Genomic DNA, 14,073 nt, shown 5'->3' with positions numbered 1-14,073 from the left:
GTATCGCGCTTGTCGCCCATAATGAAGACAAGAACATTGTCAAAGTTAGCTCATCGCCGGCGGATTAACATCGATATCATTCCAGCAACAGGACCGGTTTGGGCGAGATCTCGACCTCGCCATTGGCGATAGGTCCTTCGCCACCGTCGAGGCCCTGGTAACGGCTGAAATGCGGGTCGACGCGATAGACGGACCGGCCCTTGGTGGTCCACAGGATCAAACCATTGCGACCATCCGGCATGCGGAGCTCGACGCGCCAGGTCGACGGCGATGTTTTGCCCGCGGTCACCACGCCTGCGCCGACCAGCCATGACTGGACCGTTCGGTAGGCAATTCCGCTCGGCAGCAGTCCGCGCGCCGGATCCCATAATTTCCCGAAGTCGCTGCCCCCACCGGCAAACTCGTACCAATAGAACCGGTCGACGCCGCTGATCCATTTCAGGATGTAGGCGCGCGCCAGGCACCCGTCCGGATTTTCCTCATAGGACGACCAGCCGGCCTCGGTGTCCCAGATCGGCCTTGCGGAAAGGCCATGCGCGGTGAGGATCTGCCTGAAGCGCGCGATGATTCCGATCACGGCTTCGGGTTCGCTCGTATAGCCGTGGAAGGCGAAGACATCGGCATATTGCCCGCCGCCCTGCGCCATGAAGTCTTTTTGCCAGCGATACCCATCGGGCGTGCCGTTGGACGGCGGCGTCAGCACGGTCAACGTCGGATCGCTGGCCTTGATGATCTCGTAGGCCCGCTTTTGCAGCCGGACCATGGTGGCGATATCGCCCGAGTAGTATTTGGGGTCTTCCGGCTCGTTCCAGATTTCCCAGTATTTGATGCGGCCGGCGGCGCGCGTGACCGTCGCGCGCACCCAGTCATCCCATGACGCCAGATCGGCAGGCGGCGAGCTTGCACCGGGTGTGAACGCAGGCGGCGCGTCCTTCACCGACGCGGCCCATCGCGGCGTGAAGGCGAGATTGAGAACGATCTCGACATGCTCCCGCTCCGCCGCCGCAAGGATGGCGTCGAAGCGCGCCCAATTGTAGATGCCGGGCGCCGGGTTGATCTGGGCCCAGTAGATCGCGCCCCACAGCCGCACGCCGTCGAACTTCAATTCGGGCCATGGTTGCGACTGCCCGATCGCGTTGACCGTCATGCCGAAAAGTGTCGGCGGGATCACCGCGTTCACGCGGCTCGCATTGAGCGCATCGTTACCGGTCAAACCATCCCAGTGCAGCGGCCATTTGTGCGCCAGCGGCACCAGCGCGCTCAAAACCAGCGCAATCAATGCCCTTTGACCCCAATCCCTCACTCTGCCCGCCATTCCGTGTCTCGCCGCCGTCACATCGGTGTTGGGATTGCATCATGCAAGCCGCGCATGTTAATGCCGATGTTAGTCAGATTGTGATGTTGTTAGGTCAATGGTATAGATCATCGCAGATGTCGAGAGCTGAACCATCACCGCGGCGGATCCTGATCATCGTCGAGAACCTCCCGGTTCCTTTCGATCGCAGGGTGTGGTGCGAAGCAACGTCGCTGCGCAAGGCAGGCTACGAAGTTTCGGTGATCTGCCCGAAGGGCCGCGGCCATGACGAAACTTACGAATGCCTCGAGGGCATTCACATCTACCGCCACCCGATGCCGGTGGAAGCACGGGGGATCGCCGCCTATCTCATCGAATATCCGGTCGCGCTATTCTGGGAGACGTGGCTTGCGATCAAGGTCGCGTGGAAGCACGGCTTCGACGTGATCCAGGGCTGCAATCCGCCCGACCTGATCTTCCTGATCGGTCTCCTGTTCAAGCTCGGCGGCAAGCGCTTCGTGTTCGATCATCACGACGTCAATCCCGAGCTCTATGAGGCAAAATTCGGCCGCCGGGACTTTTTCTGGCATCTGCTGCGGCTGGTCGAATATCTCACCTTCAAGACGGCAAGCATCTCGATCGCGACCAACGAATCCTATCGCGAGATCGCGATCGCGCGCGGCCATATGCCGGCCAACCGGGTGTTCGTGGTGCGCTCCGGCCCCAATCTCGACCGGGTGCGCTCGCGCCCGGCCGATCCGGCCTGGCGCCGCGGCCGGCGCTACAGCGTCGGCTATGTCGGCGTCATCGGCCAGTCGGAAGGCATTGATCTGCTGCTGCAATCGATCGGCCACATTGTGCACGATCTCGGACGTACCGACATCCAGTTCAACATCGCCGGCACGGGCCCGGAGTGGAATGCGGTGGTCAAGCTCTGCGAGGAGATGCAGCTCTCCGACTACGTGAACTTCACCGGCGCCATCGCTGACGATGCGCTGTTCACGATGCTCTCGACCGCTGACGTCTGCGTCAATCCGGATCGCGTCACGCCGATGAACGACATCTCCACGATGAACAAGATCATGGAGTACATGGCGCTCGGACGGCCGATCGTTCAGTTCGACGTTCGTGAAGGCCGGCGCTCGGCGCTCGATGCCTCGCTCTATGCGGCGAAGAACGACCCGAAGGATTTCGCCAGCAAGATCATTACGTTGATCGATGCCCCGTCGCTCCGTCAGACGATGGGCGCGTTTGGCCGCAGCCGCGTCGAGAGCGAATTGTCCTGGACCCATGAGGAGCCGAAGCTGCTCGCTGCCTATGAGGCGCTGTTCGCCGGCAAGGCGTCCGCGCAGAGCCGTGCGCCACGCACGACCGCAACCGCGGAGCGGCCGACCTCACAGGCGTCCGGCGTCAACGCCAATGCAGCCGCCGGGCGGGCATCGCGTTGAACGCTCCGCTCCCTCACACACGTCAAACGCGACGTGGCCGCGGCCACGCGCAAATCCCTCCACAGTTGAAGGTCGAAGCATGAACGTCAGCATTTTCGGCCTTGGCTATGTCGGAACGGTCTGTGCAGCCTGCTTCACCGAGCTCGGCCACCAGATCATCGGCGTCGACAAGAGCGTCGCGAAAGTCGACCTGATCCGCGAAGGCCGATCGCCGGTGATCGAGCCGGGCATCTCCGACAAGGTGGCGCGCGCGGTGGCGACGGGTCAGTTGACGGCGACCACTGACGCCACCGAGGCGATCGTCAACAGCGACATCTCGATGGTCTGCGTCGGCACGCCCTCGTCCGGCAATGGCAATCTCGACCTCACCGCTATCAGACAGGTCGCCGTCGAAATCGGCCGCGGACTGCGCGCAAAGAACGCGCCGCATACCGTGACGATCCGCTCCACCGTGCTGCCCGGCACCACCCGCGACACCGTCGGACCGCTGATCGAGGAAGCCTCCGGCAACAAGATCGGTCGCGATTTCGACCTCGCCTTCAATCCGGAGTTCCTGCGCGAAGGCAGCGCCATTGCAGACTTCAACGCGCCGTCCAAGACGGTGGTCGGCGCCTTCAACCAGGAAACCGCCGACCGCGTCATGGCGCTCTACAAGGACTTGCCCGGCGCCAAGATCACCCCGCCGGTCGAGACCGCAGAGCTCGTCAAATATGTCGACAACAGCTGGCATGCGCTGAAGGTCAGCTTTGCCAACGAGATCGGTGCCATCGCAAAGACGCTCGGCATCGACGGCCGCGACGTCATGAACATCTTCCTGCAGGACACGCGGCTCAACATCTCGCCGGCCTACCTGCGGCCGGGTTTCGCCTTCGGTGGCTCCTGCCTGCCCAAGGACGTCAAGGCATTGAAGCACCTGGCACACAGCCGCGGGCTGTCGACGCCGGTGCTCGAGAGCATCCTGCCGAGCAACGACATGATCATGTCGCGCGGCGCCGACTGGATCCTGTCGCATGAGGGCCGCCGCATCGCCTTCCTCGGCATCAGCTTCAAGGCCGGCACCGACGATGTTCGCGACAGCCCTTTCGTCGAACTGGTCAAAAGCCTGCGCGGCGAGCAGCGCCAGATCCGGATCTACGACCCCAATGTGCGGCTATCGCAGCTGATCGGCGCCAACCGGGATTTCCTGATGCGCAACCCGGAGCTGGTCGGCTTGCTGCATGACGACGTGACAGCGACGATCGAATGGGCCGACATCATCGTGCTGACGACGGCCGATCCGCGCTTCGTTGCGGCACTGACGGCAACCCGCCCCGACCAAATCGTGCTCGAACTGTCGGATATCGGACTGCCCGACGAAGTCAGCGCCAGAGTGAGCGGCTTCCACTGGTAGGAATGACCATGGCCGCTATGGCCGAGACCCGCGACCGACCCGAGATCCGCTTCCACGACGAGATTTCGTCGGGGTGGGAGACGCTGCATCGGAGCCGCACCTTCAAGGCGCGTACCGCCGCGATGTTCGGCCTGCTCGGGAATACCGACCTCAACGGGCAGCGTTGGCTGGATGCGGGTTGCGGCACCGGAACACTGTCCCGCCTGCTCGCCGCGCGCGGCTGCGACGTCACCGGCGTCGATGCGTCGGCGGAGATGATTGCGGTTGCGCGGGGCCGCCCCGCGGACAGCACGCCGGCCGAACGCCTCGCATTCCGGCAAATCCCGACCATCGCAAGCCTGCCCTTTGCCGATCGATCCTTCGACGGCGTGCTCTGCGCGAGCGTGCTCGAATATGTCCCGGACGCGCCGCAGTGCCTCGCCCAGATCCATCGTGTGCTGAGGCCTGGCGGACTGTTGCTGGTCTCGATCCCCAATCGTGGATCGCTGCTGCGCCGGGGCTACAAGCTCGCTTACGCGGCCTCGTCGCGCCTGTCGGCGCGGCCGCTGTTCCGCTACCTCGCCTTCTCCAAATTCGACACCTCGCCGGCCGCGATGCAGGCCATGTTGCGCCAGCATGGTCTCGCAATGCTGGACTCAAGCTTTGCCGGCTCCCCGCTGCCGCCGGCCCTCGATCGCCGGGCGGCGGTCGGCACGCTGATCAATATCCTCGCCCGCCGCGACGATTGATGCGGCAGGCGGATGCCTGCCTCACGCCTTGATCGCCATCAGCGATTTGGTCATGCCGAGATAGCGCTCGCGGTAGATCTTCGCATCCGGAAACGTTTCCGTCATCTCGCGCCAGTCGAACAGATGCCAATCGGGCGCGGTCCGCTTGAACCAGAAGCGGTTGAACACTGCGATCAGTGCGATTTGCAGTCGCCGCGGCAGCAGCACGATGAGGCCAGGCAGCCAGGTATGGCTCTCGACCGGAAAGTAGCGATACGGCGTCTGCACGTAGAACGATTTCGCAACCCGCGAGATCTCACCGGCAAAGCGGTTCTGGTGCTCGCGCGCGACATTCAGAAAATCCGCGTCGCTCTCGATCGTCACGACGTCCTGCTTCGGCCCGGTGACATGTTCGATCACCGACGAGCAGAAGCAGAAATCGAACGCCTGGTCGTCGAACGGCAGGCGCTCGGTCTCCTGCAGCAGCACCGTCTTGAAGCCGAAACGCTCACGCGCAGCCTTCAAATCGTCCGCCGAGATGTCGCAAACCGTGATGTCGGTATGGCGAGGCAGGATCGCACGAATGTGCCGGCCGGTGCCGCCGCCGAGATCGAGGATTTTCGCATCCAGCGGAAGGTTCACCGTGCGGACGAGGAACTCGCCGCGCCGCTGGCGCGCTGCACTGGAAAATCGGGCTTGAATCGCGCCGAGCACTATCCGTCTCCTGCTACTTGATGGCCTCGAAGAAGATCGACTCGTCCGGGCGATTGTCGAGCCGATCGATGTCGGGACAGATGCCCTCGCGATAGGCCCTTGTATGGGTCTCCGCGCACCCCGCGTCGCGGAACAGCACCGCCAGCGACGCACGGGTATAGCCCCAGTGATGCGCGAAGGCGGCCTCCTTGCGGCGTTCGACCTCGAACACGCCCTTGAGGAAGGCCTGCGGTGCGGCCGGATCGTAGAGCGCGACGATCCTCTCCATGTCGGGGACAACGATGCGGCACACGCCGCCCGGCGCCAGCACCCGCGCGATCTCCCGCGCCAGCCGCTCGACCTCATCGGGAAACAGGTGCTCGAACACATGCGCGCTGAACACCGCCGAGAGGCTGCCATCCGCGAACGGCAGCGGCCTGGTGAGGTCCATGTAGCGGAGCCCGGCGAACTTGCCTTGCTGATGCTCGGCATAGCGGGAATCGCTCAGCAGGCCCGCAAGATGCAGCGCCTTCGCCGCGAACGGCAGGCGCGCGATCCACAGATGCATCGTGATGTCGGTGTTGATCCAGCCCTCGATGCCGCAATTGAAGGCGCCGATATGCAGCTTCGAGAGCGCGCGGCCGGGTACGTCGTTGCTCATGCCTGCTTCCGCGCCGAATTGGTCAGCACGACCGTGATCACCGACGCCCCGCTGGAGGCGACCATCGCCGCAACCGCGCCCATCACCTGCCAGGCTTGCGCCGCAAACGGCAGCACGCAGCACAGCGCGACGAGCCCGGCGATCCGGCTCAGCATGAACCGCTGCGGCCTGCCGGTCGCAAACAGCGGCAGCGCGAGGCCGAGCCATACCGCATCGAGCCCCATCGCAATTCCCATCAGGGCAAGGCTACCGGTGCCGATGTCATAGGTCTGTCCGTGGATGACGAACGCGAGAATGCGCTGGCCGAGCAGCATCACCGCCGCGCCATAGGCGGCTGCGATCGAGCCGAGCAGCAGGGCATTTTCGCGCGCGGCCGCAGTGACCGTGCTGCGCCGGCCGGCGCGCAGCTCGGCCGCGATCTCCGGCAAGCGGACCGAGAACATCGTCGCGCAGAACTGGCTGAGCGGTGCGAAGACTAGGAGCAGGATCCGCAACGACGCGCTGGCGTCGAGTCCGATGAGAGCACCACAGACCGGGATCAGCCCGATACTGCCGATCCAGTAGGTGAGCGAGGTCGCGACGAACCAGCGGCCGTTCCGGAACAGCCGCCGCAGCGAGCCGCGGAAGATCCTGGCTTGCGGCCAGGCCAGCTCGCGCGTGTAGCACAGCATCAAGCTGCCGGCGACAGCTGCGGAGATCGCGATGCACGCCATCGCCGCCGCTGCGCCGGTGAGCTTGAGGACGATCATCAACCCGGCCGAAGCGACCAGCACAACGCAATAGGTCAGCGAGGACGCCAGCGCGCGCGGCAGCCGCCCGTCGAGATAGCAGATGCGGCGGAACATGCTCTGCAGCCGAACCGCCGGGATCGCGAGGCCGGTCGCGATCACGAGCCCACCTGCATCTCCGCCGATCGTCACCATCACCAGCCCCGCAACCACCAGCAGCAGACCAAGCCCCGCCGAGACGAGCAGCGACGACAGATAAAGGCCGAGCCGCAGCTGCGGCCATCGCGATCTCGGGATGCGATGCGCAGTCGCCGGCAAGCCGTCGTCGAACATGCCGCGCAGAAAGACCGCCTCGATCAGGATCGAGAACGACCAGGCGACGCTGAACCGGCCGAACGAAACGATATCGAGCACATTGGCAAGCACGATCGTCTGCACGAAGGCGGAGCCGCTGAGCAGCGCCTGATCGATCAGGCCGAGCGCAACGTTGCCGCCGGCGCGCCGCAGCCGACGGAGAGCTCCGCTCGCCGCAGCGACGACCCGGGTCTGGGCCGCGACGCGATCCAACCTGTCGGTCAACGCACTCACGCTTCACTCACACGCAGTCTGGTGAACGCCCGCCGCGGCGCCATCTGCAGCCTCGCCTCCGGGCCGAAATAGCACCAGAACACCAGCACGCAGCCGAAATAATTGTGCAGCAGCTGACTGGAGTCGTTGGCGGACGCGATCACGACGAACAGCAGCATCGCGAACGGCACCAGCCAGTACGTTCCCTTCCGTTCGAACGTGAAGACGATGCTGTTCCATAGCGCCCGCGCCAGCAGCAGTATATAGAGCGCGCCGCCGAGCAGGCCGAACTGGAGGAAGGCGTCGAGATAGGAATTCTCGAACGAACCGAACTCGGTATTCCACGGCGCCATGCTGGTCAGTTCGTTCGCCGGCGAGTTCGGCAGCTCGTTGAAGAAGCCCGAAAAGCCGTAGCCGAGCCAGGGATGTTGCCAGAAGAAATATGGCCAGACCGACCAGAGGAACGAGCGGCCGGTCAGGTTTCCGCTGCGGCCGACCAACCCGTACAACTCGTCGCTCGGCACGGCAAACACGACGAGTGCAACAAAGGCGAGGCAAAGCCAGTAGATCGACGCAGCCCCTCTGTGCCCGAGCACCACCAGCAGCAGCCCAAAAGTGACCGCGAGAGCGGTCAACATGCTGATCAACGGTCCTGCGGCGCCGGCCGCGGCGAGCGCAAAGAGATGACATCCCATCAGTAGCAGCGACCAGCCGAATTGCCGGCGTGGCCCCGCCAGCATGCGCACGAAGCAGATCAGCACCATGAGGCCGAAGAAGGCGCCCGCGAGATTTTTATGGCCGAACACGCCGGCATAGGCCTGGGTCCCGAGCACGGTCGGCCGATGCAGCGGGTCGTAATCCCATTGAGAGCCGATCACCGGAAACAGCACGACGTGAACGATCAACACCACGATCCCGATCCGGAACAGGGTGTCGACGAGGCGATCGACCGGGCAGTTCACCACGACCCACGCCGAGAACATCGTGGTGAGCAGATACATCGCAAACTTGACCGACGAGCCCGCGGGGTCGGCGCTCAGCGCCAGCGACACCAGCGCGAAGGCAGTGAATGTCAGATAGAGATGCGATTGCAGCATCAGCAGGCCGAAGCGCTTCCGATCGACCGCGATGTGCAGCATCAGCAGGACATAGAGCAGCAGCCACGCGACGCGGAACAGCGTGGATTCGCCGGCCCGTTCCGCGAAGGAGATGCCCTCGACGAAATTGAACAGGAAATAGATGCAGCCGAGCACCATCACCAGATAGGCGTGCAGAAAGACATCGGTTCGCCACCACCATCGGCCGATCATGGCACGGCCTCCTGCCGGACCGGCGCGCTCAGGAGATGATCGATCGCGGCCGTGAAGCGCGCAGCGGAGTCGGCAAGCGCATCGCGTCGCACGCTTTGCCCGGCCCGCTCCGACATCGTCTCCCAGCGCGTGGGATGTTCGAGCAGGCCGCGCGCAGCGTCGACCCACATCTGTTTATCGAGCGCGCAAACATGGCCGTTGTCGCTGTCGCGTACCAATTCGCCACCCGCCCCGACATGGGGCGACACCAGGCAAGGAACGCCGCACTGCAAGGCCTCGTTGCACACGAGCCCCCACGGCTCCAGCAGCGAGGGCAACAGCAGCAGCCGGGATTGCAGATAGACTTCAGATATCGCCTGCCACGGCACATAGCTGTCGTGGCTGACGTCGATGCCGGCCTCGCCAAATCGCGCCAGCATGCGCTGCTCGGCGGCGCCGGACCCGACCACGCGCACCTTGAGCCCCGGCACGATCCGCCCAAGCGCGATGGCAACGTTCTCGAAAAAGATGGCATTCTTGGCGTCGTCATTGATGCGGGCGCACCAGAGCAGGTGAAATGGACGGTCGTGGAAGGTAGGCACGGTCGCCGGCGGATCCCATGCCGGCACCAGCGGCACCACGAACAGATCATCGTCGCGAACGCCCTGATCGCGGAAGTAGGCCCTGCCCTTGTCGCTGCAGCAGATGACCGCGTCGCACTGCCGCAGCAGCCATGGCCGTGCCAGCCGATGATAGGCCGTATCTGGCATCGTCTCGCGCCAGCCGTCGATGGTGAGCGCAAGCGCCTTGCCGTTGGCACGCGCCCAGGCCGCGCCCGCCAGCATCGAGGGATAGAGCCCGTTGACGAACAGCAGGTCCGGCGCGAGCGCGTTCAACGCTCGCCCGATCCCGATGTTGAGATGGGTGTGACGCGACCGCGACAGTGGGATCGATATGCCGGGCACCGTGCGCGTGGTGTAGCGCGGCGTGAACGTTCCGGCCCAGAAGCGGTCGGCCTCCTGCGCGGTGCAGGACAGCACGGCGAGATCCAGCCCACGGTCAACCAGCTCGTTGTAGAGCCGGTTCGTGTAGGGTGTGATCATGTTGTTGAAGACCACCACACGCGGGGCCATGGCTTATCGGTCCCGTGGCAGCGCCGCGTCGTGCCGGCAGATCGCCCCGCAATGATACGTCGCAAGCCGGGTCGCAAGCCCCGAGCCGACCGACAGCAACGACTTCCGCACGATGCTCTTGGCGAGCCCCTTTATATGCGAGGTGTGGAACGTATGCACCGGCAGGCTGTGGTCCCAGGTGCCGAAGTCCTTGACCTTAAGCCCCACGGTCTCCAGTAGCAGCCGAAACGTATCGGGCGTGTAGAAATTGATATGGCCGATGCCGAGCGTCGATTGCAGCGCCCCGCGACTGGTCCGCGCGTGCAATTCGCAGGGCACCTCGACATAGATGAAGTCCCGCGAGACGCGGGCGAGCTCGTAAAGCAATGCGCGCGGTTCGGGCACGTGTTCCAGCACGTGGCTGGCATAGACGAGGTCGAACGTTCCATCGGCGAACGGGATCGTCGCACCGTCATAGCTCGACCAGCGGAACGGTGCCTGGGCAGCGCCGTCGGTCTCCAGATTGGTCGCGGGATCGATGACGTCGATGCCGGTGAAATCGCGGCCGACACCGATCGCCGACAGCCGCGCCAGCACCGCGCCGGTGCCGCAACCGACCTCGAGCACGCTGCCGATTTTGGCTGCGCAGGCGCCGAGCAAGCCGGCGATGTGATCCGCCTTATCGACCGCGCAGACGCGGCGCCAGTCGCGCTCCTGCGCCGAATAGACGCCCTCATAATGCGCGTTGTGTCGTCCGACGCTGAATTCCATCGTCATGGTCTAGCTCTCGCCTCCGGCGGCATTCGGGCAAGCTCGTCGCCGCGGTCGTTCGATTCACGCTGCAGATTGCGCCGTTCCGCCGGCGAGCGTCGATCGAGATCGTATCCAATGTCGGCCATGGTCTTGGTCAGGATGTCGACGTTCCGCTGCGGAACTGCCGCAAGGCCGGCCAGCAGCCTGTCCCGGTGCACCCAGCCCGGTCCCTTCAGGAGATCGATCGCCTCGGTGTAGAGCTCCGTCTTCACGAGACGCGCGAACTCGGCAACGACCTCGGCCGAAAGGTCGGGCGGCAGCGCATCAAACATGGCGAGCGCCATGGCGCTGCGTTTGACGACGATCCAGCCTTCATTCGGGCCAAGCCGGTACGACATCCGCAGCAGGTCGAAATTGGCGTCGTTCAGACCCTGCCTGGTGTTGCGAAGCCAGAACAGCACCAGCCAAAGATAGGGATCGGCCGGTGCGCAGCCGAGTGCCTTGCGGACAGCCGTGTCGAGCTCGCCCATCCGGGCGTCGACCTGATCGCCGGACACGAGCGCGTTCTCGGCAAGCCGCAGCCGGATCACTGCCGCGCTGCGATCGCTTGCAGGCATGCAATCGGATCGCGCCGCGGCGCGCGACAGCAGTGGACCGAGGTCACCGAGCTCGGCGTCGCTGACCGGCACGTTACGCAGGATCAGGTCGCCGGCGCCATCCAGCCGGGTCTGCTCCACAAAGGCCGGCAAGGTGGTCGCGCCCCAGGTGACCGACGAGCACGCGAGCGCGGCCAGGAAGCCGCGCGCAAGCCAGATGGCGGCGCGCCGGGGCATTTCACCGCGTATCTCACTCGGTGTAGCCATATCGTCCATAATGCGAGTTGTAATAGTAGTTCTTGCCGCCATAGCCGCTATAGCGGCTCATCGCGGCGATATCGGCCTTGTTGAGCACGACGCCGAGCAGGTTCTCGTTGACCGCCCGCGCGCTGCGTAGCGCGCGCTCGACCACCTGCACCTGGGTCTTGCCCCACTCCACGATGAACACGAAGGAATCGACGAAGTGCGCGGTGATGCGGACATCGACCACCGGCGTCAACGGCGGAAAATCGACGATCACGTAGTCATACTGCCCCCGAACCGCGTCGATGAAATCCTTCATCTGGTCGGAGGCCAGCACCTCGTGCGAATGCGCGATGCGCGACCGTGTGGCGCCCGGCAGGAAAGCAAGGCCGGTCTCCGGATCGCGCCACAGCACATCATGCAATGTCGCATTGTTCGACAGCACGTCGAGAATGCCGCGCTCGGCGTTCGCGGCGACCTTTCGGCTGAGCGAGGGATTGCGCAGGTCGCAATCGACCAGCAGCACGCGCGCCCCGCTCTGGGCGACCAGCTGCGCGAACACGAAGGCCAGCGTCGACTTGCCCTCGTTGGGCAGCGCCGAGGTCAGGCCAAGAATCTTCGACGGCTTGGTGACATTGAGGTCGGCATTGACCTTGATCGAGCGGATCGCCTCCGAGAACCGCGAGAACGGCGAATCGATCGCCGCCCACAGCACCGGCTCGTCGCCGCGCCGGATGGTGCGCGGGCCGACCGGCAGATTGGGGCGACCGGCCACCGGCGGCTTGAGCTGGCTCGGCGAGACGCGGGGAACGATGGCGACACAATCGGCGTCGAGGATGGTCTCGACCATTTCAGCGGTACGGAATACCCGGTCATAGAGGTCGCGCAACACGCCGAGCCCGAGCCCGGCGACCAGGCCGCCGAGCACCGAGAGCGCCAGCACGACTAAGGTCTGCGGATGGCTCTTGCTGAGGGGACGCGAAGCACGGGTGATCACCCGCGCCTCGCTGACCGGGAACGACTGCTGCTGCACATTCTCCATGTAGCGCTGCAGGAAGTTGTTATAGAGCGAGCGGTAGGTCTGGGCCGAGCTCTCGAGCTCGCGCAGCGTGACCTGCGCCTGGTTGGTGGACTGCGACTGCGACACCGAATCGTTCACGGCACGCTCGATCTCGTTCTGGCGCTGCAGGGCGATCGCGTAGTCGCTCTTGTAGCTTTCGGCGAGCCGCTTCAGCTCGTCGATGATCGACGACTGGATCTCGCGCATCTGGTTGCGCAGATTGACGGCGGCCAGATGATTGTAGCCATAGCGCGACGACCAGTCGGCCTCGCGGTTGGCGAGCTCGAGATATTGGGTGCGCAGCTTGGTGATGACCTGGTTGTTCAGCGTATCGGCGACCGTCGCGTCGGGGACGCCGCCTTTCACCACCGCCTCGATGCGGTCGAGCTTGGCTTTGGCGTCGGTGACCTGCGACTTCACATGGAGCAGCTGCGTGTTGAGCTCGCCGAGCTGCTGCTCGTTGAGCAGCTTGCCGCTGGACGTGACGATGTTGTTGGTCTTCTTGTAGTCGAGCACGGCGCGCTCGGCATTGGATGCCTGCGTGCGCAGCTCCTGGATGCGGTCCTGCAGCCAGACGCTGGCGCGGCGCGTCGCCTGGTACTTGGAATCGAGCTGGTCGACGATGTAGGCGTCGGCGACGGCGTTGGCGATCTGCGCCGCGCGCTCCGGATCGAACGAGCGGAAGCTGACCTCGATGACATAGGTCATGCCGCGGCGGCGGACATCGAGCTGCTTCTGGAAGCTGCGGACCGCGCGCCGGGTCCGGTCGAACTCGTTGGGCGGCGCGCTGCCGGCAAACAGGCCGGTCACGAAATCCAGCACCGCTCCTGCCGCGCCGGCCCTGGAGCCGATGAATTCCGGATTCTCGTTGAGCTTGAGGTCGCGGATCACAGCAAGCGCCACGTTCTCCGACTTGAGAATTTCGACCTGGCTCTCGACCGCGGAGGAATCGACCGGGAGTTCGCTCACCGGCGATTGCTGCTGGAAGGCCTGGAATTTTCGGGTGTCGATGATCATCGTGGCAAGCGCGGTATAGCTCGGCGCCGCCGTCGCGAGGTAGCAGATGCCGCCGAACAGGCAGAGCCCGGCGGTACCGAGGATGACCCAGTACTGCCGGAGCAGATAGGTGACGAAGGCATCGAACGTTTCCGCCAGCGACGGCAATTCGGCCGGACGATTTCTCAGATCGACAGACGGTGAGATCTGGTTGCGCTGAAGCATCTCGTCCTATCGCCGCGCCGGCAGGATGGATCCTGCCCTCGCGGCCTCCAATGATCCTGCGAAGCGTCCCGCCGCCGACACCGAAGCGCACTGCTGCAGAGAGTTCTCCATTGGCGATCGGAGGCCCGCTCAGGGAGTGACGGTTGAGATGAGCGTGGTACCCGTGGTCGCGCCGGTCGGCCCGTTGCCCGATGACGAGACCGACGAGGTGAAGCTGAAAATGCCGGTGGCCACGCTGTTGCCGTTGATGGCCTCAAGCGCGCCGCCGCCTGCGCCGGTCGCGCCGAGCGCGCTGGTCTGGCCGCCGGATG

Annotated in this window: 12 protein-coding genes; 3 read left to right on the top strand and 9 right to left on the bottom strand. The window is 64.6% G+C overall.

Annotated features, from left to right (window positions below):
• Positions 1-76 precede the first annotated feature (76 nt).
• The gene (locus H8A95_RS14760; protein WP_229183791.1) at positions 77-1,315 is read right to left on the bottom strand and encodes a glycosyl hydrolase; all 1,239 of its coding nucleotides are present in this window, start codon (positions 1,313-1,315) and stop codon (positions 77-79) included.
• Between the two features lie 116 nt (positions 1,316-1,431).
• Here H8A95_RS14760 and H8A95_RS14755 point away from each other — a divergent pair, with 116 nt between their 5' ends.
• The 3 genes from H8A95_RS14755 to H8A95_RS14745 all read left to right on the top strand — a co-directional run bounded on the left by H8A95_RS14755 (position 1,432) and on the right by H8A95_RS14745 (position 4,860).
• Positions 1,432-2,742: a glycosyltransferase family 4 protein gene (locus H8A95_RS14755; protein ID WP_229183790.1), complete on the top strand. Its 1,311-nt coding sequence runs from the start codon at positions 1,432-1,434 to the stop codon at positions 2,740-2,742.
• Between the two features lie 79 nt (positions 2,743-2,821).
• Positions 2,822-4,132, top strand: coding sequence for a nucleotide sugar dehydrogenase (locus H8A95_RS14750; protein WP_229183789.1), 1,311 nt, complete (start codon positions 2,822-2,824; stop codon positions 4,130-4,132).
• An 8-nt stretch (positions 4,133-4,140) separates the two neighbouring features.
• Positions 4,141-4,860, top strand: a complete 720-nt coding sequence (locus tag H8A95_RS14745; protein WP_229183788.1) for a class I SAM-dependent methyltransferase — start codon at positions 4,141-4,143, stop codon at positions 4,858-4,860.
• Between the two features lie 21 nt (positions 4,861-4,881).
• Here the strand turns inward: H8A95_RS14745 and H8A95_RS14740 are convergent, their stop codons facing one another.
• Genes H8A95_RS14740 through H8A95_RS14705 form a run of 8 tightly spaced genes read right to left on the bottom strand, consistent with a single transcriptional unit; the run spans position 4,882 to position 13,762 of the window.
• The gene (locus tag H8A95_RS14740; RefSeq protein ID WP_229183787.1) at positions 4,882-5,553 is read right to left on the bottom strand and encodes a class I SAM-dependent methyltransferase; all 672 of its coding nucleotides are present in this window, start codon (positions 5,551-5,553) and stop codon (positions 4,882-4,884) included.
• A gap of 13 nt (positions 5,554-5,566) precedes the next feature.
• Positions 5,567-6,193: a class I SAM-dependent methyltransferase gene (locus tag H8A95_RS14735; RefSeq protein WP_229183786.1), complete on the bottom strand. Its 627-nt coding sequence runs from the start codon at positions 6,191-6,193 to the stop codon at positions 5,567-5,569.
• Positions 6,190-7,509 carry an MATE family efflux transporter gene (locus tag H8A95_RS14730; protein WP_229183785.1) on the bottom strand — a complete coding sequence of 440 codons (1,320 nt, stop codon included), beginning with the start codon at positions 7,507-7,509 and terminating at the stop codon, positions 6,190-6,192. The genes H8A95_RS14735 and H8A95_RS14730 overlap by 4 nt, the downstream gene beginning before the upstream one ends.
• Positions 7,506-8,798 (bottom strand): O-antigen ligase family protein, encoded by a 1,293-nt coding sequence (locus tag H8A95_RS14725; RefSeq protein WP_229183784.1) that lies wholly within the window; start codon positions 8,796-8,798, stop codon positions 7,506-7,508. Before H8A95_RS14725 ends, H8A95_RS14730 begins: the two co-directional genes overlap by 4 nt.
• Positions 8,795-9,910 carry a glycosyltransferase family 4 protein gene (locus H8A95_RS14720; protein ID WP_229183783.1) on the bottom strand — a complete coding sequence of 372 codons (1,116 nt, stop codon included), beginning with the start codon at positions 9,908-9,910 and terminating at the stop codon, positions 8,795-8,797. The genes H8A95_RS14725 and H8A95_RS14720 overlap by 4 nt, the downstream gene beginning before the upstream one ends.
• Before the next feature lie 3 nt (positions 9,911-9,913).
• The gene (locus H8A95_RS14715) at positions 9,914-10,666 is read right to left on the bottom strand and encodes a class I SAM-dependent methyltransferase (protein WP_229183782.1); all 753 of its coding nucleotides are present in this window, start codon (positions 10,664-10,666) and stop codon (positions 9,914-9,916) included.
• Positions 10,663-11,475 (bottom strand): hypothetical protein, encoded by an 813-nt coding sequence (locus tag H8A95_RS14710; RefSeq protein WP_229183781.1) that lies wholly within the window; start codon positions 11,473-11,475, stop codon positions 10,663-10,665. The genes H8A95_RS14715 and H8A95_RS14710 overlap by 4 nt, the downstream gene beginning before the upstream one ends.
• Positions 11,476-11,488: 13 nt before the next feature.
• Positions 11,489-13,762 (bottom strand): polysaccharide biosynthesis tyrosine autokinase, encoded by a 2,274-nt coding sequence (locus H8A95_RS14705; RefSeq protein ID WP_229183780.1) that lies wholly within the window; start codon positions 13,760-13,762, stop codon positions 11,489-11,491.
• Positions 13,763-14,073: the final 311 nt, after the last annotated feature.

This window comes from Bradyrhizobium oropedii, assembly GCF_020889685.1.
In the GTDB taxonomy this organism is placed as follows: Bacteria; Pseudomonadota; Alphaproteobacteria; order Rhizobiales; family Xanthobacteraceae; genus Bradyrhizobium; species Bradyrhizobium oropedii.
Note: the sequence above shows the minus strand (reverse complement) of the source record. Positions and strands in the feature narration are given on the sequence as shown.

What these genes read in the sequence shown, in the direction of transcription:
- H8A95_RS14725 (WP_229183784.1), bottom strand. Translation starts at nt 8,798, where the DNA reads ATGATCGGCCGATGGTGGTGGCGAACCGATGTCTTTCTGCACGCCTAT.
- H8A95_RS14760 (WP_229183791.1), bottom strand. Translation starts at nt 1,315, where the DNA reads ATGGCGGGCAGAGTGAGGGATTGGGGTCAAAGGGCATTGATTGCGCTG.
- H8A95_RS14710 (WP_229183781.1), bottom strand. Translation starts at nt 11,475, where the DNA reads ATGCCCCGGCGCGCCGCCATCTGGCTTGCGCGCGGCTTCCTGGCCGCG.
- H8A95_RS14755 (WP_229183790.1), top strand. Translation starts at nt 1,432, where the DNA reads ATGTCGAGAGCTGAACCATCACCGCGGCGGATCCTGATCATCGTCGAG.
- H8A95_RS14705 (WP_229183780.1), bottom strand. Translation starts at nt 13,762, where the DNA reads ATGCTTCAGCGCAACCAGATCTCACCGTCTGTCGATCTGAGAAATCGT.
- H8A95_RS14715 (WP_229183782.1), bottom strand. Translation starts at nt 10,666, where the DNA reads ATGACGATGGAATTCAGCGTCGGACGACACAACGCGCATTATGAGGGC.
- H8A95_RS14750 (WP_229183789.1), top strand. Translation starts at nt 2,822, where the DNA reads ATGAACGTCAGCATTTTCGGCCTTGGCTATGTCGGAACGGTCTGTGCA.
- H8A95_RS14720 (WP_229183783.1), bottom strand. Translation starts at nt 9,910, where the DNA reads ATGGCCCCGCGTGTGGTGGTCTTCAACAACATGATCACACCCTACACG.
- H8A95_RS14735 (WP_229183786.1), bottom strand. Translation starts at nt 6,193, where the DNA reads ATGAGCAACGACGTACCCGGCCGCGCGCTCTCGAAGCTGCATATCGGC.
- H8A95_RS14745 (WP_229183788.1), top strand. Translation starts at nt 4,141, where the DNA reads ATGGCCGCTATGGCCGAGACCCGCGACCGACCCGAGATCCGCTTCCAC.